21 protein-coding genes are annotated in these 21,788 nt (G+C 31.5%); all 21 read left to right on the top strand.

All coding sequences use genetic code 11. The features are described from left to right. The first annotated feature begins 9 nt into the window (after nt 1–9). The 21 genes from MP478_RS20340 to MP478_RS20240 all read left to right on the top strand — a co-directional run bounded on the left by MP478_RS20340 (nt 10) and on the right by MP478_RS20240 (nt 21,736). Nucleotides 10–828: a polysaccharide biosynthesis/export family protein gene (locus MP478_RS20340; RefSeq protein WP_230040436.1), complete on the top strand. Its 819-nt coding sequence runs from the start codon at nt 10–12 to the stop codon at nt 826–828. Between the two features lie 79 nt (nt 829–907). After that, nucleotides 908–2,200, top strand: a complete 1,293-nt coding sequence (locus MP478_RS20335) for a nucleotide sugar dehydrogenase (protein WP_230040434.1) — start codon at nt 908–910, stop codon at nt 2,198–2,200. Nucleotides 2,201–2,270: 70 nt separating this feature from the next. After that, a complete protein-coding gene (locus tag MP478_RS20330; RefSeq protein ID WP_257201487.1) occupies nt 2,271–4,631 on the top strand; it encodes a tyrosine-protein kinase in 2,361 nt (786 codons plus the stop codon). Nucleotides 4,632–4,633: 2 nt separating this feature from the next. Next, nucleotides 4,634–5,038 (top strand): FdtA/QdtA family cupin domain-containing protein, encoded by a 405-nt coding sequence (locus MP478_RS20325; protein ID WP_257191813.1) that lies wholly within the window; start codon nt 4,634–4,636, stop codon nt 5,036–5,038. Then, a complete protein-coding gene (locus MP478_RS20320) occupies nt 5,028–5,447 on the top strand; it encodes an FdtA/QdtA family cupin domain-containing protein (RefSeq protein ID WP_230040417.1) in 420 nt (139 codons plus the stop codon). Before MP478_RS20325 ends, MP478_RS20320 begins: the two co-directional genes overlap by 11 nt. Further along, complete coding sequence (locus tag MP478_RS20315; protein ID WP_230040415.1) at nt 5,440–5,901, top strand: acyltransferase; 462 nt, start codon at nt 5,440–5,442, stop codon at nt 5,899–5,901. The genes MP478_RS20320 and MP478_RS20315 overlap by 8 nt, the downstream gene beginning before the upstream one ends. Then, nucleotides 5,901–7,001, top strand: a complete 1,101-nt coding sequence (locus MP478_RS20310; protein WP_257201486.1) for a DegT/DnrJ/EryC1/StrS aminotransferase family protein — start codon at nt 5,901–5,903, stop codon at nt 6,999–7,001. Before MP478_RS20315 ends, MP478_RS20310 begins: the two co-directional genes overlap by 1 nt. Beyond that, nucleotides 7,001–8,281: an O-antigen translocase gene (locus tag MP478_RS20305; protein ID WP_230040411.1), complete on the top strand. Its 1,281-nt coding sequence runs from the start codon at nt 7,001–7,003 to the stop codon at nt 8,279–8,281. The genes MP478_RS20310 and MP478_RS20305 overlap by 1 nt, the downstream gene beginning before the upstream one ends. Next, nucleotides 8,278–9,339, top strand: a complete 1,062-nt coding sequence (locus MP478_RS20300) for a glycosyltransferase family 4 protein (protein ID WP_257201485.1) — start codon at nt 8,278–8,280, stop codon at nt 9,337–9,339. Before MP478_RS20305 ends, MP478_RS20300 begins: the two co-directional genes overlap by 4 nt. 11 nt (nt 9,340–9,350) lie before the next feature. After that, complete coding sequence (locus MP478_RS20295; RefSeq protein WP_257201484.1) at nt 9,351–10,427, top strand: EpsG family protein; 1,077 nt, start codon at nt 9,351–9,353, stop codon at nt 10,425–10,427. After that, a complete protein-coding gene (locus tag MP478_RS20290; RefSeq protein WP_257201483.1) occupies nt 10,424–11,320 on the top strand; it encodes a glycosyltransferase family 2 protein in 897 nt (298 codons plus the stop codon). Before MP478_RS20295 ends, MP478_RS20290 begins: the two co-directional genes overlap by 4 nt. A gap of 12 nt (nt 11,321–11,332) precedes the next feature. Continuing rightward, nucleotides 11,333–12,580, top strand: a complete 1,248-nt coding sequence (locus MP478_RS20285; protein ID WP_257201482.1) for a right-handed parallel beta-helix repeat-containing protein — start codon at nt 11,333–11,335, stop codon at nt 12,578–12,580. After that, nucleotides 12,577–13,662: a glycosyltransferase gene (locus tag MP478_RS20280; protein ID WP_230040402.1), complete on the top strand. Its 1,086-nt coding sequence runs from the start codon at nt 12,577–12,579 to the stop codon at nt 13,660–13,662. Before MP478_RS20285 ends, MP478_RS20280 begins: the two co-directional genes overlap by 4 nt. After that, the gene (locus tag MP478_RS20275) at nt 13,655–14,803 is read left to right on the top strand and encodes a glycosyltransferase family 4 protein (RefSeq protein ID WP_230040400.1); all 1,149 of its coding nucleotides are present in this window, start codon (nt 13,655–13,657) and stop codon (nt 14,801–14,803) included. Before MP478_RS20280 ends, MP478_RS20275 begins: the two co-directional genes overlap by 8 nt. A gap of 1 nt (nt 14,804) precedes the next feature. Next, the gene (locus MP478_RS20270) at nt 14,805–15,701 is read left to right on the top strand and encodes an NAD-dependent epimerase/dehydratase family protein (protein WP_230040399.1); all 897 of its coding nucleotides are present in this window, start codon (nt 14,805–14,807) and stop codon (nt 15,699–15,701) included. After that, nucleotides 15,698–16,663, top strand: coding sequence for a glycosyltransferase family 4 protein (locus MP478_RS20265; RefSeq protein ID WP_257201480.1), 966 nt, complete (start codon nt 15,698–15,700; stop codon nt 16,661–16,663). The genes MP478_RS20270 and MP478_RS20265 overlap by 4 nt, the downstream gene beginning before the upstream one ends. An 18-nt stretch (nt 16,664–16,681) precedes the next feature. Further along, complete coding sequence (rfbC, locus tag MP478_RS20260) at nt 16,682–17,227, top strand: dTDP-4-dehydrorhamnose 3,5-epimerase (RefSeq protein WP_257201479.1); 546 nt, start codon at nt 16,682–16,684, stop codon at nt 17,225–17,227. A gap of 95 nt (nt 17,228–17,322) precedes the next feature. After that, entirely contained in the window at nt 17,323–18,624 is a 1,302-nt protein-coding gene (gene rimO / locus MP478_RS20255; protein ID WP_230040392.1) for a 30S ribosomal protein S12 methylthiotransferase RimO, read from the top strand. A gap of 385 nt (nt 18,625–19,009) precedes the next feature. Then, on the top strand, nt 19,010–19,684 hold the full coding sequence (locus MP478_RS20250) for a hypothetical protein (protein WP_257191792.1): 675 nt from the start codon (nt 19,010–19,012) through the stop codon (nt 19,682–19,684). A gap of 33 nt (nt 19,685–19,717) precedes the next feature. After that, nucleotides 19,718–20,428, top strand: a complete 711-nt coding sequence (locus MP478_RS20245) for a hypothetical protein (protein WP_257191791.1) — start codon at nt 19,718–19,720, stop codon at nt 20,426–20,428. 936 nt (nt 20,429–21,364) lie between these two features. Then, nucleotides 21,365–21,736, top strand: a complete 372-nt coding sequence (locus tag MP478_RS20240; protein ID WP_230040381.1) for a septal ring lytic transglycosylase RlpA family protein — start codon at nt 21,365–21,367, stop codon at nt 21,734–21,736. Nucleotides 21,737–21,788: the final 52 nt, after the last annotated feature.

The raw sequence follows: 21,788 nt of genomic DNA, 5'->3' as shown, positions 1-21,788 counted from the left end.
TTTTAAAATATGAAAAGTAAAATATTAGGGATATTTTTTGTATTCTTATTAATATCATGTAAGGTAAAGGAAAATGCCCAGAATGATTTAAATTATATGCAGAATATAGAGAATGTTGCAGTAGAATCCTCTGCTAAAAATTCTAATTCTACTATACAGACTGGTGATCAATTAGTGGTTTTGATCACTGCAAAAGATATGGATGTAGTAAAACCATTCAATCAAAATTATTCTTCTTCTGAAATGATCCAGACAAATAGTCTAGCAGGAGGAAATACTCCTAACCAAGGGATGACAACCATTTCTGGACCCACATATATTGTAGACAGTGAAGGGAATATAGATTTTCCCGTGCTTGGTAAGATTGATACAAAAGGTAAATCACTTGTAGAATTTAAAAATGAAATTAAAGATAAAGTAAGCCAATATGTTATTAATCCGACAATAAGTGTCAGACTTGCAAATTTTAAAATAACAGTTTTAGGTGAGGTTAATAAACAAGGAGACTATACCATATCTAACGGGCAGGCTACTATCCTCAATGCCCTGGGGCTTGCAGGAGATTTAACGATGTATGGTAAGAGGACGGATATCTTAGTAATAAGAACTGAAAACGGAACGGTTACGCATGGTAAAATCAATTTACAGGATGCTAATCTTATTAATTCTCCATATTTTAACCTGAAGCAAGGAGATGCTATTATTGTTCCATCAAATAAAGCAAGAGATTTAGCCTCTAAGCAAAACCCTAATACAGCAATTTATCTGACTGCAGCTTCTGTTGTAGTTACTGCTCTTGCTGTAGTAGTTGGTTTATTTAAAAAGTAAGAGTATATATTTAAAATGCAATTTTATTTAGATTGTATTATAAATGTAAGGTAGGCTCTTCTAATAAAATCACAAAGAAATGAAATCATATAAAATAGCTGTTATTGGACAAGGATATGTAGGATTACCTTTGTCTTTAGAGTTTGCAGGTCATTATCCGGTGTTGGGTTTTGACATTAATGCAGACAGAATTAACCAGCTTAATAATGGCTACGATATAACCCTGGAAGCAGATATCCATAAGCTTAATGAAGGCTTACACTCTTATAAAGAATCTGGCGGAAGCATAGGTTATAATGGTACAAGTGAACTGAATGAAATTTTAGACTGTAACATTTTTATAGTAACTGTACCCACTCCGATTGACAAATATAATGCTCCCGACTTAAATCCATTGCTGACAGCATCAAAAATGTTAGGAGGGATTATTAAAAAAGGAGATATTGTAATATTTGAATCTACCGTTTTTCCCGGTTGTACAGAGGAAGAATGTGTTCCGATACTAGAACTGTATTCTCAGTTAAAACTCAATGAAGATTTTTTTGTAGGCTATTCTCCGGAAAGAATTAATCCAGGAGATAAAATAAACACGTTAACAAGTGTAAAGAAAGTAACCTCCGGGTCTACTGTTGAAATTGCAGACGAAATAGATCATTTATATAAAAAAATCATTACAGCAGGTACCCATAAAGCACCTAGCATAAAGGTTGCTGAAGCATCTAAAGCCATTGAAAATGCCCAAAGGGATGTGAATATTTCTTTTGTTAATGAGTTAGCCCTCATCTTTGACAGAATGGGAATTGATACACATGATGTTCTTGAAGCTGCTGGTACAAAATATAATTTCTTACCATATAAACCGGGATTAGTAGGCGGACACTGTATTTCTGTAGATCCATATTATTTAGCTCATAAAGCAGAGCAATTGGGGTATCATCCTGATGTTATTTTATCCGGTCGAAGAGTAAACGATTCAATTGCAAAATTTATAGCGTCGAAAGTGGTAAAACTATTAATAGCAAAAAGTAAGATTATAAAAGGTTCACAAGCTTTAATTTTAGGGGTAACCTTTAAAGAAAATTGCCCCGATGTTAGAAATACCAAAGTAATTGATATTTATAATGAATTAATAGACTACGGAATTGGAGTTGACATTTTTGATCCATGGGTAAACAAATCAGAAGTGGAACATGAATATGGAATAAGTATTCTGGATCAACTTCCGGAAGATAAAAAATATGACTCTATTATCATTGCTGTATCCCATAAAGAATTTCTTACCTTAGATTTTGAAAAACTAAAGAAAAAAGATAGTGTTATCTTTGATACTAAAGCTTGTATTGATAGAAGTCTAGTAGATGCTAGACTATAATTAAAATAATAAAACTAATAAATATCTGTTGTTAATTGACAGAATAATTTGTAAAATTTAAAACTAAATAATGGATAATCCAGTTATTGAAGAATCAGAAAAAATTAATATTCAGGAAATAATCAAACCCTATTTAAGAAACTGGTTATGGTTTGTAATTATCCCTATAGTGTCTTTAATTATCAGTTATTTTTATTTAAAACTGACTACCCCGGTATTTAGTATTCAATCATCGGTACTTATTAAAGATGCTAAAAAAGCTCCTTCTGGTGGCGGAGATTTTGGCGTATTGCAGGACCTGTCAGTATTGGGGGGGATGGGAACCAACAGTATAGAGAATGAAATAGAAGTTTTTAAGTCTAAAAAGTTAATGCAGGAAGTTGTAAAACAATTAAGGTTACAAACTTCTGTTTACACAGAATATGGCTTAAAAGAAAAAGAACTTTACAAAAGTACATCTCCTATTATCATTGAAGTAGTTAATGAGAAACCTTTTACAAAAGGACCTGAAAAACCTATTTTAGTAAAAATTTCCGGAAATAATATAACTTTAGATAGCGATGAATTACCTGAAGTTAAAACTCAGTTCAATAAAATTATAAATCTTCCTTATGCTAATATAATCATATTGAAAAATTCCCAGTTTAATAAATTAGAAGCTGGTGAAATGGGAGATATTTATATGACTTATTCAACGGTTGATGGTGCTGTCGATAATTTACAGAAAATATTAAATGTGAAATTAGTAAATAAAGATGCTACAGTAATTGGATTATCTCTGAATTATGCGAATGTATCTAAAGCTAAAGATATAGTAAACAAATTAGTAGAAGCTTATAATAATGAAGCTATTTCAGATAAAAATTCAGAATCTAAAAAGACAAAAGATTTTATAGATGACAGAATCAATATCATTTCAAATGAATTAGGACAGGTTGAAAATGAAAAGGAAAAATTCAAATCGAATAATCAGATTACTGATCTAGTTACAGAAGCTAAAATTAATCTTGAAGTTTCTGCAGAAGCAAGAGCAAAACAAATTGATCTTGAATCTCAGCTTGAACTGACCAATGCGTTGATTGATTTTATGGGTAGACAAAATAACAGTCAGGTTCTACCTACCAATATTGGTTTAAATAATACCACTGCTACCACTAATATTTCTGCATACAATCAGTTGGTATTGGAGAGAAACCGTTTATTAGAAAATGCAACTCCTCAAAACCCATTAATTATAGATCTTAACAAACAGATTTCGTCTTTAAAGGGCTCTGTAATGGAAAGTCTTATTAAAAACAGAACAGGGATTCAGTTAGCTAAAAATCAATATGAAGGAGAGCAGAACAAGATAAGCTCAAAAATTACGAAAATTCCTGCTCAGGAGAAGATGTTTAGGAGCATTGAGAGACAGCAGCAGATAAAGGAAAATTTGTATTTACTTCTATTACAGAAAAGAGAAGAGACTGCTATTTCTTTAGCTGTAACAGCCAGTAAAGCAAGAATAGTAGATTATGCTTATGCTTCACCTAAACCGGTTGCACCAAAAAAAATACTTATACTGCTAGGAGCATTGGTTTGTGGTTTTGCTATCCCTTTCCTTATTGTATATCTAAAAGAACTTCTTAATAATAAAGTGAAATCAAGAAGTGATCTAGAGAAACTTTCTAATGGTAAATCTGTAATAGGTGAAATCCCTGGTTTATTAAGAGGTCAGGATGAATTGGTGAAACTTAATGATCTTTCACCTTTGGCAGAGGCATTTAGAATTCTTATTACCAATATGAATTTTATGATTCCTAAAAAGAAAGATGCTAAAGTGATCTTCGTTACCTCAACGGTAAAGGGAGAGGGGAAAACTTTTGTTTCCGTTAATTTAGCACTTACTTTAGCTACTCCGAATAAGAAAGTTATTATTATTGGATCTGATATTAGAAACCCACAGCTTCAGAGATATAATCCTGCTAGAAAAGGTTTGTTAGGTCTTACAGAATATTTGTACAGTGATAAAGTAAATATTAAGGAAGTTGTACACGTATCTACGTTCAATCCTTATTTGGATGTTATCTATTCTGGAAGCATTCCTCCAAACCCCACGGAACTTCTTACAAATGGACGTTATGAACATTTAATTGAAGAATTGAAAGACCAATATGACTATATTATTCTGGATACGGCTCCTTTAATGCTTGTTACAGATACATTCCTGATCGCCGATATGGCTGATGTTACTTTATATGTAACCAGATCAAGATATACAGAAAATGCATTAATTGATTTTGCAAATAAGAGTATCAGCAGCCAGAAAATTAAAAATGTAGGCTTTATATTAAATGATGTTGATAAAGATTACTTTGGATATGGTAATAAATATGGGTATGGATATCATGCTGAAGAGCAAAATTGGTTTACAAAACTAAAAAACAGATTTTAATTATGGATAAGCCGGTTCTCATTACACTTCCTAAAATTGTTGATCCCAGGGGTAATTTGTCTTTTTTTGAACATCCCAATCAGCTACCCTTTGAGATTGTAAGAACTTATTGGGTCTATGATGTGCCAGGAGGAGAAATAAGAGGAAGCCATGCGTTCAAAGAACAGCAGGAGTTTATTATTGCACTTTCAGGAAGTTTTGATGTAATACTCCATGATGGTATAAAAGAAGAAAGATTTTCTTTAAACAGATCTTACTATGGTTTGTACATTCCCAAAATGTATTGGCGAAGATTAGAGAATTTTTCTACTAATTCGTTAGCCCTTATTGTATCAGACAAGCTATATAATAATGAAGATTATATTAGAGATTTTGAAGAGTTTAAAATATTAGTCAATGGAAAGTAAGGCTTCAGTATTTGATTGCAGTGTAATTGATTTGGGAAAAATCAATTTTGCAGAAGGGAATCTAACAGTTGTTGAGAACGACTCATCATTTCCCTTTAATATAAAGAGAGTATTTTATCTTTATGATATTGCTGGTGGTGAAAGCCGTGGAGCACATGCCCATAAAGAATGCCACCAATTCCTCATTGCGGCAAGTGGCAGTTTTGAAGTTTCCTTAGATGATGGAAAATTCAAAAGACAGGTCTTTCTTAATCGTCCTGATATAGGATTACATATTCCTCCGGGAGTATGGGCTTCAGAAGTTAACTTTTCTTCGGGTGCAATTTGTTTAGTATTAGCCTCTCATTCGTTTAATGAAAAGGACTATATTAGAAATTATCAAGATTTTTTAAACTATATCAATGAATAGAATTCATTCTTTATCTGATGTTCAGACAACTAATATTGGGATAGACACATTCGTTTGGCAGTTTAGTATTATTCTAAAAAACGCAGTCATTGGAAATAATTGCAATATCAATTGTCATGTTTTCATTGAAAATGATGTAATTATAGGTGATAATGTAACCATAAAACCTGGAGTACAGATTTGGGATGGATTGCGAATAGAAGATAACGTATTTATTGGACCTAATGTAACATTTACCAATGATAGGTATCCACGATCTAAGAAATATCCTGAAGAATTTCAGCAGACAATTGTTAAGAAGGGAGCAAGTATTGGCGCAAATGCTACCATTTTGGGAGGAATTACCATTGGAACAAATGCTTTAATTGGAGCAGGGAGTGTGGTGACTAAAGATGTGCCAGCTAATGAATTATGGGTAGGTAATCCCGCTAAAAAGATTAAAAACATAGAATAATGATTAAATTTCTTGATTTACAAAAGATCAATCTTCAGTATCAAAACGAAATAGAAGCAAAGCTTCTGGAAGTTTTCAGATCAGGTTGGTACCTTATGGGTAGTGAACTTTCTAATTTTGAAAAAAATCTTTCCCAATACATAGGCTCAAAACATGCAATTGGTGTTGCTAATGGTTTAGATGCCTTACGCCTTATTCTTCGTGGCTATATTGAGATGGGCGTAATGAAGAAAGGAGATGAAATCTTAGTTCCTTCTAATACTTATATTGCTTCTATTCTTGCCATCTCAGATAATGATCTGGTTCCTATTTTAGTGGAACCGGAGATCAATACTTATAATATTGATATTTCTAAAATTGAAGAAAAAATTACCCCTAAAACGAAAGGAATCCTTATTGTACACCTTCAGGGAAGAGTTGTATTTTCTGAAGAGCTTAAGACAATAGGGGAAAAGCATAATCTTAAAATCATTGAAGATAACGCTCAAGCTATCGGCGCAGAATGGAAGGGCATAAAAGCTGGAAACCTTGGGGATGCTGCAGGTTTTAGCTTTTATCCGGGTAAAAATCTTGGAGCTTTGGGAGATGCTGGAGCTGTGACAACCAATGATGATGATTTGGCAAAAGCGATCAGAGCTTTGGCAAACTATGGTTCAAATCAGAAATATGTTAATATATACCAAGGATTAAATTCGAGACTTGATGAAATTCAAGCTGCCGTATTGGATGTAAAACTAAAGTATATAGATAATGAAAATGAGGTAAGAAAACATATTGCCAAAAGATTAATAGGCGAAATTAAAAATTCGAGTATTATACTTCCTGAATATCCTGCAGATGAGAATGAGCATGTATGGCATGTTTTTGTAATCAGAACAGGGAAAAGGGATGAGCTACAGACTTATCTTACAGAAAATGGAATACAAACTATCATTCATTATCCTATTCCACCTCATAAACAAGAAGCTTACAAGGAATGGAATGATTTGTCATTTCCAATTACGGAAAGAATACATAATGAAGTTTTGAGCTTGCCTATTTCGCCAGTGATGAGTGAGAAAGAAGTTTCTGATGTAATCTCTATTATTAACCGGTTTTAATGATTTCGAAAATAAAGAAAGTACTAACAAGTGATCTTGTAAAAGTTTTCTCATTTACAGGGCTTTCTACATTAATCAAATTGATTACCAGTTACATTACTGTAAAAGTTGTAGCTAGTGTAATAGGTCCTGCTGGTGTTGCATTAGTAGGGCAGTTGCAAAATTTTACAGCAATATTTACGACAATAGGAGCTGGTGGAATCAATAATGGTATTGTAAAATATGTTTCAGAATATAAAGAGAATGAATCAGAACTAAAAAAATATCTTAAAAATGGTTTTAAATTAACCACTTTTTTTTCATTAATATCTGGACTGTTTTTAATCATTTTTTCCATATATCTTAGCAAATGGATTTTGTTTGAGACAAAATACTATTACCTCTTTATCCTTTTCGGGGTGAGTTTGGTTTTATTATCTTTTAACAATTTTTTCTTATCAGTGCTTAATGGTTTCAAAGAGTTTAAGATCTTTGTTACAATTAATATCTTTACAAATATTGTTAGCTTACTATTTACAATTATATTAGCTTGGTTTTATGATTTGCAAGGAACTTTAGTAGCTTTAGTCACCTACCAAGGCATTATTTTTTTTATCACTCTCTTTTATTTAAAAGAAAAAAAATGGTTTTCGAAAGAATTATGGGGTAGTTGGGATAAGACTATCATTAAGAAATACCTTTCTTTCAGTTTGATGGCGCTTGTAACTGCAATGACGGGTCCTGTGTCACAATTGTTGATAAGAGGCTATATTATTAAAGAATTTTCGATAACAGAAGCAGGTTTTTGGGAAGGAATCAACAGGATTTCTGCAATGTATCTTATGTTTGTTACGACATCTTTTAGTGTTTATTATTTGCCAAAATTATCTGAGATAAAAGATAATAAACTGTTGAAACAAGAAATCCTTAAAACCTATAAAATCATAACTCCACTAATATTTGTAACTTTATTGTTCATTTATTTCTTAAAAGATATGGTAATAAATATACTTTTTACAAAGGAATTTTATCCAATGAAAGAACTATTTTTATGGCAATTGATTGGAGATTTTTTCAAAATTATGAGCTGGTTGTTAGCTTTTGTAATGGTGGCAAAATCCATGACAAAAACCTATATCACAACCGAAATAGTGTTTTCTGTCTTGTTGGTTGTTTTGTCTTATTATTTCATTAATCAAAACGGAGTTGTTGGAGCAACTCAATCATATTGTATCAATTATATTATATATTTTGTATCAATGATTTTTATATTTAAAAATAAGCTATTTAAAATTACATGAAGATAATTATTCCTATATATGCGTATGGTAAAGCGGGTGGTTTTAGAGTGCTTTCTCAATTGGCTAACCACTTTATAAAGGATGGGCACAAAGTCGTATTTTTATCTCATAAAAGCAGTGATATTCCCTACTATCCAACCAAGGCTGAAGTTTTATATTATGACAATAGTGGCAGCTTGTCTTCTACAAATCAGATGGAGTATAATACTCCTGTTTTAGGCATCTTTTCATTAAGAAGGATTTTGAAAAATGTGTTGGATAACATTACTTGTGATATAATTTTAGCCAATCATTCATTGACTGCACAACCTGTTGCAAAATGTATTAATAGTGCCAAAAAATTTTATTATATTCAGGCATATGAACCAGACTTTTTTAAACCACTTACATTAAAGAATAGAGTGCTTCAGTATATTAGTAAACGGTCTTATGGATTGGGTCTAAATATGATTGTAAATTCTAAAATGTATTTTGATTATAAGGAAATTAAGGCTGAAAAATATGTTCCACCTGGTCTGGATTTAAATATCTTTCAAGAAATAAAAAATAAAAAGAGTGAAAAGCTTGTTATAGGTACTATTGGTAGAAAAGAGAAACACAAAGGAACTGGCTATATTATAGAGGCTTTCAAAAACCTAAAAAATAAATATAATCTGAATATTGAATTGAATGTTGCTTTTGGTACAAAAGATTTAGAAAATATTGAAGGTATAATAACTAGCCAGCCTGATGGAGATGAAAATTTAGCCAATTTTTATAATTCTTTGGACGTATATATCTGTGCACAGACAATACAGTTGGACGCTATCCATTACCCAATCCTAGAATCCATGGCATGTAAAGTTCCGGTTATAACCACAGGATATTATCCTTCATCAAACTCTAATGCATTTCTAATCCCTATAGAAGATGTGAATGCCATAGAAGAAATGATACTTAGTTTTTTAAAATGTAGTAAAGAAGATATCATAAAGAAAACGGAAATTGCCTATCAAGATATTAAACAGTTTGATTGGACAAATGTATCGAGACAAATGCTAAACTATTTTGAAAATTAAATTAATCTGCAGTGGACACATATTACCTGATACTTTTTGTTGCATTTTTATTATGCTTTTTTGATTTCGTTTCTTATCGAGGTCCGAAACTTTTTGTTTATTGTATATTTTGTTTGATAGTAATCTTTTTGATAAGTTTTAGAAAAATAGGAAATGACAATGATAGCCAAATGTATGAAAGTATGTTTTATATTTATTCGAAATCTACTATAAACGAATTGATAGAGGGAGGATATGGGTACGTCGAAAAGGGTTATACTTTCTTAAACAAATTTATTGGAGAATTAGGAGGTACTTTTAGAAATGTATTAATGGTTATGGCAATTGCTACGGCTGCGGTCAATTATAGTTTTTTTGTTAAGAAGACGAATTTTATTTTTATTTCATTATTGGCATACTTATCATTTTTTCTCATATACAGAGATTTTACACAGATAAGATATGGTCTTTGTGCAGCATTTTGTTTTTGGTGTATTGATAATTTTATTGAAAAAAAATATGTGAGAAGCTTAGTGTTTTTTTTACTAGCATTTTCATTTCATAATTCAGCACTGATCCTATTGCCTACATTACCCTTTTTGAAGTATTTCAAAAATAAAAACGTTTTGATTCTGCTCCCTATTCCCTGCTTTATCTTAGGTAGTTTAGTCAATTTTTTTCCTTTGCTTCTTATTTATGGCTACAGTAATGCCCATATGGATGAATATTTGAAGGAAGAGGGAGGAGGAGGATACGCAATATCTATTTTCGGTTATTTTTTAATTTTAATTTATTATATTTTTGATAGATATTCAAAAAAAATAGTATTTACTGAGAATCAAAACTTTTATTTTAGAATTTTGGCTTTTAGTGTCTCTCTCAATTTACTTTTTGTTCAATCTGCTATTTTTCAAAGATTTACTTTTATTTTATTTCAGTGTTCTATTATAGTAATATCAATTTTATTATTTATGGCAAGAAAACATATTAAGAGAAAAGAAAATTTCTTCATTTTATATTTTTGTTTAAGTGTTTTTTACCTAATTTATGGAATAAGGATTATAAATCCTGAACTTATACGACCATATGAAATATCTTTTTCCGAATGATTGATATCCTTTTAGCCACATATAATGGTGAGAAATTTTTAAAAGAACAAATTGATTCACTTAAGAATCAATCTTATTCTGATTGGAGACTGTTAGTACATGATGATGGTTCGATCGACAAAACGATAGATATCATTAAAGAGTATCAAAGAAATGATCCGAGAATAATTCTAATTGAAGATGGCATAAAATTCGGAAATGCGGGCAAAAATTTTATGCATTTGTTGTCTTTTTCAACATCTGATTTTGTTATGTTTTGTGATCAGGATGACATTTGGATGCATGATAAAATAGAACTTCACTATAATGGAATAAAAGATAAAAAGACGCCCGCCATGATTTATTCAAATGGCTACATCTATAAAAATAATGTAAATATTCAGATTGAATTCATAACTTTCCATAGAAATAATATTCAAGATAGTATTTTCTTGAACGGTGGAATTCATGGTTGCTGTGTTATGATAAACAAATTGATGTTAGAAAAAATTAACCATATTTTTCCTGATTATGTATATATGCACGATCATTTTATTACCATCCTTTCTGTAACTTTTGGGGAAACGATTTATATAGATAAACCGCTTATGCTATATCGTCAACATGATAATAATGTGACGGGAAATATTGAAACTTCTTTTTTCCTAAGACTTAAAACTTTTTTAAATTACAATAATCCTATTATTGAAAAAAGGCACTATAATGCAAATAAAAGTTTTTATGAAACATACAAACTAATAATGGATGAAAAGAAGAGAAAACTTTTTAAAGATTATTTGAGATTTACGGAAGTTAATCTTATTCAGCGTCTTAGAATAGTAGTCAGAAATTCTTTTAAAGTGATAAGTGTTAAAAATTTAGTATTGAAAACATTATTAAGAAAACCAATCTAATAACAATTTTGTATGAAAAAAGGTATTTTGATTCTTGCATTGTCTTTTTGTGGAATTTTGGGTTTCGCATCGGTTAAAGTCTTTCACGTAAGAGATTTTGGTGCAGTGTATAATGATAATAAAGATGATACTCAGGCTATTCAAAAATGTATAAATGAAGCAGTTAAATATTCAGATTCTAAGATAATTTTTGGATCTGGAGTGTACAATGTTAATAAGCAGTTGGCTATAGATTATACAAATAAATCTTTAGAAATCAGTAGTGAAATGATTAATGGTAAAATTGCCGAGATTCACTCTACTTCTCAGGAACATATCATTCATGCTAGAGGTTTTTTCACAAATCCATCAACAGGCACATTTAAATTAAATCAGATTAAAATTATCGGTAATAATATGCCATACAGTTCCAAACATCCAAACATAAACAAGAAAGAATGGAAGGCGGCTCTGATAATTACTGATATGAGCAATGTATACATAGACAATGTGCAGATTGAAAACTTTTATGGGCAAGGAATCCATATCACAACAACGGACCCACTCAATTTGCCTTTGAATTCTAGATTTAAATTTGTGGAAATTACAAATTGTAAACTAATAGATGTTTGGGGTAGTAACCCTAAATTTGATGATTATGGTGATGCCATATATCTCGCAAATGTTGCAAACGGAATAGTGAAAAATAATTATATAGAAAACAAACTTCTACGTACAAATCAATTAGGCAGATGCGGAATAGTATTAGAATTTTTTTCCGAAAATATTCAAGTTTTAAATAATCAAATAGTAGAAGGTTATGATCGCCCTTTGCACATTGAGAATACATATGGTGGGCATTCTGTTAAAAATAATATTTTCAAAGGTTCAGATTTAGGCATTGTTATAGTAGAAAATTTTGAAAAACCTTATAAACCAACAATATTTTCTAAAAACAATATTTCAAATGTAAACCTTCTTAAGAATGTTAAATTTACTAAATCCTATGGAGAAGGAAGTTATGGAGACAGATCGTTTGTGTTTATTATAACAACAGGAAAGAGTAAAGAAAATTTGATTATTTTTCAGGATAATGAATTCATAGTGGACGATAATTATATTTATAATTCCAATTCTGTATTTAATATAAGGTCAAAAAATGTAGAATTACTTGGAAATACTTTCAAGAGCACCAGCATAAATAAAAATTATTCAATATTTAATTATGGTAAGAGTAAGCTAAGTAATAACAAGCTCCAAAATAATTTTGATATACGATGAGAATTCTTCAAGTGATTGACTGTTTGAGCATAGGAGGTGCTGAAAAAAATTTGGTAGAAATAGTTCCTTTACTAGTCGAGCGTGGTTTTGTAGTAGATGTTTTATTGCTGAACGGTAATAAAACTCCATTCTATTATCAGCTCGAAAAGTTAGGCATAACAAAAATATTTAGTTTGGGAGATTCTTATTACAATCCCAAATATATCTTTAAGATGATACCTTATTTGAAAAAATATGATTTGGTTCACGTTCATTTGTTTCCTGCTCAATATTTTGTTGTTTTAGCAAAAATTTTATCTTTTTCTAAGATTAAGTTATTATTTACTGAACATAGTACGGGGAATAAAAGACTAAATAATCCCAAACTCAGATTTGCTGAAAAATTTATAGATAAATATTATTCTAAAATTATATGCATTACCCCACAAGTTAAGAACATTTTAATAGAGAAGCTTCGGATTGATCATTCAAAACTACTTGTTATTGAAAATGGAGTTAATCTTGAAAAAATTAAAAATGCTATTAAATATGATAAATTAAATTTTGGATATAACCAGACAGATGTTCTGTTAATAATGGTTGCAGCTTTCAGAAATGAAAAAGATCAGGATACAGTTATTAAAACTATGCAAAAATTACCTGAAAACTACAAATTAATTTTGGTTGGAGAAGGAGCAAGAAAAGAACAATTAAAAATTTTGATGAATTCACTTCATTTACAAGAGCGAGTTAATTTTTTAGGCATTCGAGAAGATGTTTATTCATTATTAAAGATGTCGGATATAGCAATATTAAGCTCTCACTGGGAAGGATTTGGTTTAGCTGCCGTAGAGGCTATGGCAGCAGGAATACCTATAATAGGATCGAATGTTTCCGGATTAGCTGAGGTAATAGGAACCCCCGACTTGTTATTTGAGAGAGAGGATGAAGTTGATTTGGCAAAAAAAATTGAAAAATTAATTACTGATAAAATTCATTATTTAAAAATGCAAAAATATGCACTTGAACGTTCTAAGAATTATGATGTGCAAATAATGGTCTCCAATCACTATAGTCTTTATAAAAATCTTATAAATGAGTAACAAAAAAGTTCTACATATTATAACTGTTTCTTTTGTTATAAATCATTTTTTTGGAAAACAGTTTTCTTATCTCAAAGAAAAAACATCAAACCAATATTTCTTAGGTTGTAGCCCTTCTGATGAATTTTTTCAGCTCAGTGAATCGCTAAATTATACTCCATTTGCCGTCAATGTAACGCGGCGCATTAGTCCCATTACTGATTTAAAAGCAATATTTAAGATTTATAAATTCATAAAGGACAATAATATTGATACAGTTATAGGTCACACCCCAAAAGGTGGAATGGTTGCAATGATTGCCGCTTTTTTTGCAGGAGTCAATAACAGAGTATATTTTAGACATGGGATTATCTATGAAACAAGTAAAGGTCTCAAGAGGTTTCTGCTCAAAAATATTGACAGACTTTCAGGCACATTGGCGAAAAAAGTTGTTTGCGTAAGCAATTCTGTCAAAAAAATAAGCGAACACGATAAATTAAATAATCCATCTAAGAATATTATCTTAGGTTTAGGTACTTGTAACGGAATAGATACGGAAAATAAATTTAATCCAGAAAAACAAGATGAATACCTGATAAAAGATATTAGGAACCAGACTAAAATTACAGACAAAGATTTTGTAATAGGCTATGTTGGAAGATTGGTAAAAGATAAAGGGATTAATGAGCTTATTGAAGCATGGAAAACTCTTAGAGAAGAATACGATCACATAAAGCTTCTTTTAGTGGGGCCAATTGAAGAAAGAGATTCAATTAGCGAAGAATCAAAAAGGATGATTGAAAATGACCTTCGTATTATCAATACAGGATTTGTATTAAATGCAGCTCCATATTTCAAGTTAATGGATGTTTTTGTACTACCTACCTATCGTGAAGGATTTCCCACTGTTTCTTTGGAGGCATCATCTATGAATTTGCCAGTTTTGATAACTAAAGCTACAGGATGTACTGAATCAATTATTGAAAATAAAACAGGTGTTTTTATTAAAAATAATGCGGAAGATATTAGAGGAAAAATTGAATTTTATATTGAAAATCCCGAAATGAAGCAACTTCATGGAGATAACGGTAGAAGTTTTGTGAGAGAAAACTTTGAAGAAACAAAAGTTTGGGATATAATACATACAAAATTAGGCTATTAAAATGAACATACTTATCACAGGGATCTCCGGATTTGTCGGACAAAACTTATCTGAATATTTAGAAAAACAAAATTTTGTTGCTTTAGGTCTTTCCCTTAGAAGCAGTTACGTTTTTAATATTGATGCTGATGCAATAATCCATCTTGCGGGAAAAGCTCATGATACTGCAAATACTTCTGCTGAGGAAGAATATTTTAAGGTAAACAGAGATTTAACAATTCAACTTTTTGATGAATTTTTAGATTCAAATATCAAAGATTTTATTTATTTCAGCAGTGTAAAAGCAACAGCAGATACCGTTGATGGAATTTTGGATGAAGGGCATGTATCCGACCCTAAGACGTCTTATGGAAAATCTAAGCTTTTGGCTGAAGAATATTTATTATCAAAAACCCTTCCCGAAGGAAAGAGGTTTTTTATTATCCGTCCATGCATGATCCATGGTCCTGGAAATAAAGGAAATCTGAATCTCCTGTATAAAGTGGTAGAAAAGGGTGTTCCGTGGCCGTTAGCAGCTTTTGACAATAAACGTTCATTTTTGAGTATTGACAATTTAAACTTTTTAATACACGAAATACTTAAAAATAAAGATATTCCCTCCGGAATTTATAATTTTGCTGACGATGAAAGTATCTCTACAAATGATTTGATAGAAATTATAGGGAAGGCTTCAGGGAGAAAAAGCAAGTTGTGGAGGCTGCCTTCCGGAATGATTTCTTCAGCAGCAAAATTAGGTGATGCTTTAAAATTACCTTTAAATTCTGAAAGATTGAAAAAGCTAACGGAAAGTTATCAGGTTTCAAATGAAAAAATTAAAAATGCTTTACATATAAAAAAACTTCCTGTATCCGCAGAAGAAGGCCTTTTTAAAACAATAAAAAGCTTTAAAAACACATGATGGAATATATAATTATAATAATTGTCTTATTTATTGTAATGCTGATGTATTTTAAAATAGCTGATAAATATAATATTATTGACAAACCCAACCACAGGAGCGCCCATACACAGATTACCTTAAGAGGCGGAGGAATTATCTTTCCTGTTGCATTTATTATTTTTGGGTCGTTTAACCCCAGCTTGGTAATAGAGGAGTATTGGTCTTTTGGATTGGGTCTGCTTGCCATATGTACAATAAGTTTTATTGATGATGTTAGAACATTATCTAATAAAATAAGGCTGTCTGTTCATCTTATTTCAGTTATTTTGCTGTTATATTTTACCGGAGCCTTTGCCTTAATGCCTTTCTGGGTCTGGCCTATATTATTTGTTGTGATCATAGGGACACTCAATGCCTATAACTTTATGGATGGTATTAATGGAATGACAGGGATCTACAGTTTGGTTACCCTGGGGTCTCTGGCATATATCAACAGAGAGGTTATTCAGTTTACAGATCATGATTTTATTTATTATCCCCTATTGGCATGTCTTGTTTTTTTGTTTTTTAATTTCAGAAAAAAAGCAAAATGTTTTGCCGGTGATGTAGGAAGTATGGGGATTGGCTTTTGGGTAATTGGGCTCATTACATTGCTGATTATGAGAACAGGTGAATATAAATACATCTTACTTTTAGCCATCTACGGAATGGAAGTAGTACTTACCATTATTGAAAGAATAGTATTAAAAGAAAATATTTTCGAGGCCCATAGAAGGCATTTATATCAGCTTTTCGCCAATGAGGAAAAAGTCTCTCATTTAGTTATCAGCAGTGTTTACGCTCTAGTACAATTATTCATAAATATATTTTTAATACATTCGCACTTGCCAATTTGGGCTATTGTATTAATTGTTTTTATTCCTGCAGGTGGTGTATATCTGGGATTAAAATTGAGCTTAAAAAAGAAATACAGTTTATAAAAAAATTAAAACCTAAATATGAAAATAAAAGAAACTTCCTTAAAAGATTGCTACGTAATAGAACCTACTATTTTCGAAGATGAGAGAGGTTACTTTTTTGAAAAGTATAACGAGAAAAGATTTGAAGAGTTGACGGGAATGAACGGTCATTTTGTACAGGACAATATTTCGAAGTCTTCTTATGGTGTGTTGAGAGGATTGCATCTTCAAAAAGGAGAACATGCACAGGCAAAGTTGGTATCTTGCCTTGAAGGAAGAGTTTTTGATGTCGCTGTAGACCTTCGTAGAGAGTCTCCTACTTTTGGCCAGTGGTATGGTGTTGAGCTTACTCCTGAAAATAAATTGCAACTTTATGTACCAAGAGGATTTGGACATGGTTTCTCTGTATTAAGTGAAACTGCTGTTTTTTCATATAAATGCGATAACTTTTATAATAAAGAATCAGAAGGAAGCGTTATCTGGAATGATTCTGAATTGAATATAGACTGGAAGTTACCGTTGGATGTAGTTCAGCTTTCAGATAAAGATAGAATCCTGCCTACATTTGCTGAGGGAAACTTTTAAATAAGATATTGAAAACCACTTTTCTAAAGTGGTTTTTATTTTTTAATTTTTTACTCTTCAATATTTTGTATCTTTGCACACTCAAAATCAAAAAGATGCGCACAAAATCTGTAGGGAAGAAGAAAATCAATGTAGTTACTCTTGGATGCTCCAAGAATGTATATGATTCTGAAGTTTTAATGAGCCAATTAAAAGCGAATGGCAAAGAGGTGGTTCATGAAGACCGCGGTGATATTGTAGTCATTAACACCTGTGGATTCATAGATAATGCCAAAGAAGAATCTATCAATACGATCCTTGATTATGTAGAAGCTAAAAACAGAGGAGAAGTGGAAAAAGTATTCGTTACAGGGTGCCTTTCTGAAAGGTACAAGCCGGATTTGATAAGAGAAATTCCAGATGTAGACCAATATTTTGGAACAAGAGACCTTCCTATTCTCTTAAAGCATCTTGGAGCAGATTATAAACACGAATTGGTTGGTGAAAGGTTGACAACCACTCCTAAACATTATGCTTACCTTAAAATCTCGGAAGGCTGTGACAGGCCTTGTTCATTCTGTGCCATTCCTTTGATGAGAGGTGGACATATTTCTACCCCTATCGAAAAATTAGTTACTGAAGCTCAGAAACTGGCTAAAAAAGGAACAAAAGAATTGATTCTTATTGCTCAGGATCTTACCTATTATGGATTAGATCTGTACAAAAGACGTGCACTTGGAGATCTTTTAAAAGAATTGGTAAAAGTAGAGGGAATAGAATGGATTCGTCTTCACTATGCTTTCCCAAGTGGATTTCCTGAAGATGTTCTGGATATCATCCGTGAAGAACCGAAAGTATGTAATTATATCGATATTCCCCTTCAGCATATCAATTCAGATCTTTTGAAATCTATGAAGAGAGGAACTACCCATGAAAAAACAGATGCGCTTTTAGCAAAATTCAGAGAGAAAGTTCCGGATATGGCTATTAGAACGACTTTAATTGTAGGATATCCAGGCGAAACCCAAGAGAGGTTCCAGGAACTTAAAGACTGGGTAAGAGAACAAAAATTTGATAGATTAGGATGCTTTACCTATTCACATGAAGAAAATACAACGGCCCATGTATTGGAAGATGATATTCCACAGGAAGTAAAAGAGGCAAGGGTAGAAGAAATCATGGAATTGCAGTCACAAATTTCATGGGAAAAAAATCAGGAAAAAATAGGTAAAACCTTTACATGTGTCTTTGACCGTAAAGAAGGAAATTACTTTATCGGAAGAACAGAATATGACTCTCCGGATGTAGATAACACAGTTTTGGTTTCAGCTGAAGAAACCTATATTTCTATAGGAGAATTTGCAGAAGTGAAGATTACCTCAGCTGAAGAATTTGACCTATACGGAGAATTGGTGTAATCATTTTTATTTAGTCTTGATTATCAGCAGTATTGAATTTGACTTTCAGACCTGAAATAAAAATATATTAATGAAAATTAACATAAATATTCTGTTTCTGTTGATTTTTATATTGTTGGTTTTCAATTGTTTGCGCTTTTTCGATATTAAGATTTTTTAATTTTATTTTATAAAGTATACAAATTAAAAAATTATGTCTTAAATTTGCGCCATAAGCAATATTTTTAAATATATACTCTTAATAAGTTATTTGTTTGAAATATTGTTTAAATTGACTATAATGTACTATCTTTGTCTATATTAACTAGGAAGAATCACAAGTTGGGATTCGTATTCCTTTTAAAAATACTGATGAAAATAATGTAATTAAAATCTTTAAAAACTTATGAAAAAATTTTTATTCACAGCAACTATGCTTGTTTGCCTTTCGGCACTTTCCAAGGCTCAGCAAGGGCGCGTGGGGATTAACACAACCACACCCGCCGCAACATTAGATGTAGTAGCCAATACTACTGACATTGCAAGACCTGATGCTTTATTGGTCCCTCGTTTAACTGAAGATCAGCTGGCAGCTAAAAATAATGCTTATACTGCTGATCAGAACGGTGCGCTTACTTATATTACTGCTGTAGATGGTACAACTACCACTAAAACAGCAAATGTGACTGCCGTTGGATTCTATTATTATGATTCTGTATCTTCTACATGGAAACCTGTAGGAGGAGGCACTTCTACTCCAAACTTCCAAATTCAGAAAGGTAGAATTCATAATGCAAATACTGCTATTGTATGGGCAGCTGATGATTATTCAGTAGTTGCAACTGCATTAGGAGGTACTAGTGTATTAAAGTTACCGGATGCGACAACGCTTCCTTTAAATTCAGTAAGATGTGTATCTGCTAACGGACCTGGAAATATAGGTTGGGATACTACTGCTGTAGCCGGACCTACTAGACCTATCGGTGGTTTCCCATCTACAATTACTTCTGCCGGATCTTTCTGTTTCATTACAGTTGACCAGGCTGGTGTAAAGGTATGGGGTATACTTTCAGGTAGATAATAGAATTTAATTGTAACTTTTAACTTTAAGCAAATGAAAAAAATAATATTAGCACTTTTTGTGACAGCAGGTACATATGCAAGTGCACAGGTTTTATCCAACGGGTCTATCATTAACCAATTCCCAAATGAGAACATCTTCTTAGATGGTTCTACAAATAATAACTCAACTGTTAATGATGGAAAAGGATTATTATTCCCGTCAACAGATTTAACACAGTTTACTTTTAAAACAGCTAGTTTAGATGGTATCAACTTCCCTTCAGCTTATGATGGTATGGTAGTTTACAATACGGCTACCGGTAATACTGTTACTGGTAACGGAGTAGTAACTGCTGTAACTCCTGGTTTTTACTATTTCTCTAACCCAGGTCAGTCTACAGATGTTGCTCCGGGTAAATGGTTGCCATTAGGAGGATCTAATGCTAATGCAGGTAAAGTGAATATCCTTACAACAGAAACTATAACTAATACTTCAGTAAATAACAAGCAGGTATATGCTGTTAAAGGTGCATTTACTACATTAGGTACTTCTACAGCAGTAAATATTCCTGCTCCTGCAGGGATGACCGCTATGTATGGAATCACGATCTATAAAGCTGGAACAAATACGGTATATGACAGAAGTTTATATTCTTATACGGTAGCTACTTCTGCTGGAAATGCTATTACAGGATCTCCTAGTATGTCTGTAGTTTATCCGGCTGATACATATGAGTATGTATTAGAGTATTTGAAAAACTAAAAATTAATTTAATTACATATAAAACCAATGAGTCTTCTCATTGGTTTTTTTAATTATAGCAGTAGGTAAATGAATTGCGCAGACAGGTTATAAACATCTTAAAAGACTATCTTTAGGATTAAAGCCTGAGACTAGGAAAATTCAGCTGATTAAATACGCATATTTTAAATTGACCAGAGTTTGAGAAGAAAAATATAAAATAACAGGGTATTCTTCCTAACTTTTGATAGTAATATTATTTTTTAATCTAAAGAGTTTAAGAAGGAACCTGTTTATACTTTTTATTTTAACCGCAAATCGAAGATTCAATAGTCAAGAGTCACAAGTTTCTTTAATAAAACTGTGAAAATAAGCTCATGTAAGTTTTAAAAAATCAATTTTTTTTTTTTGATTAAGTGTACTTTTATTTTTAAACAGTTTAAACTTAAAATAAAACTAAAGTGTTTATAAGTTTTCATTCAGCTTTTGCGACTAATTTTTTAAACGGGTTTAAGTATTGATATATAAGAATGAATAATGGGTTTAAAATTTTTTGAGGTTTATTTTTGTTGTTAAAATGACTTTGAAAGGAGGAGCCTTATAAGAGGAAACAGCCTTTATTACAAATTTTTTCTTTTCTCTTTAATCTTAAAACTTTTGTCTCCTTACAACAAATTTTAAAAATAAACTGAATATTGGTTTTTTTTCAATATATTGATTTTCAATACTTTAACTTTACTGTTTTTTTTAATTATACATGAATTAGTTAATTATATTAACTTTTAGACTATTTTTTTAACACTTTTTAACAACGTGTCTTAAAATGCCTATCCATAGGGAATTGCAAGGTTGTTTAACATAGGTTTTTGTTTTCGTTAACATATTTTAACATTTCGACTGTGGACTTTAAAAGATTCCTGATACATTTGCCCCAGTCAAAACCAATAAAAGTTCAACATGATGAAAAGATTCATTCTCGTAATCATAATGATGATTTCAACCTTAGGTGTTTATTCGTTTACGAGTAATGCCTTAGATGCGAAAAAAACAAGTTATGCATCGTACTACCACGATAAATTTAACGGTAGAAAAACCGCTAGCGGTGAAATCTTTGATAACTCAAAGTTTACTGCAGCAAACAGAACGCTTCCATTTGGAACAAACGTTAAGGTAACGAACCTTAAAAATGGTAAAGAGGTAATAGTGAGAATTAATGACAGAGGGCCTTACCATTCATCAAGATCTTTAGATATGTCTAAAGCTGCGTTCGATGAGATCGGAAATATCAGTCATGGTACCATTCCGGTTGAATATGAAATTGTCGATTAAATTTATGATTTAAATTAAAAAAGCCAGCTGTTTAAGCTGGCTTTTTGTATGA

Origin of the sequence: Chryseobacterium sp. WG14, assembly GCF_024586945.1 — a bacterium.
Classification (GTDB): Bacteria; Bacteroidota; Bacteroidia; order Flavobacteriales; family Weeksellaceae; genus Chryseobacterium.
The sequence above is the reverse complement of the archived record's forward strand: the minus strand, read 5'-3'. Positions and strand labels throughout refer to the sequence as shown.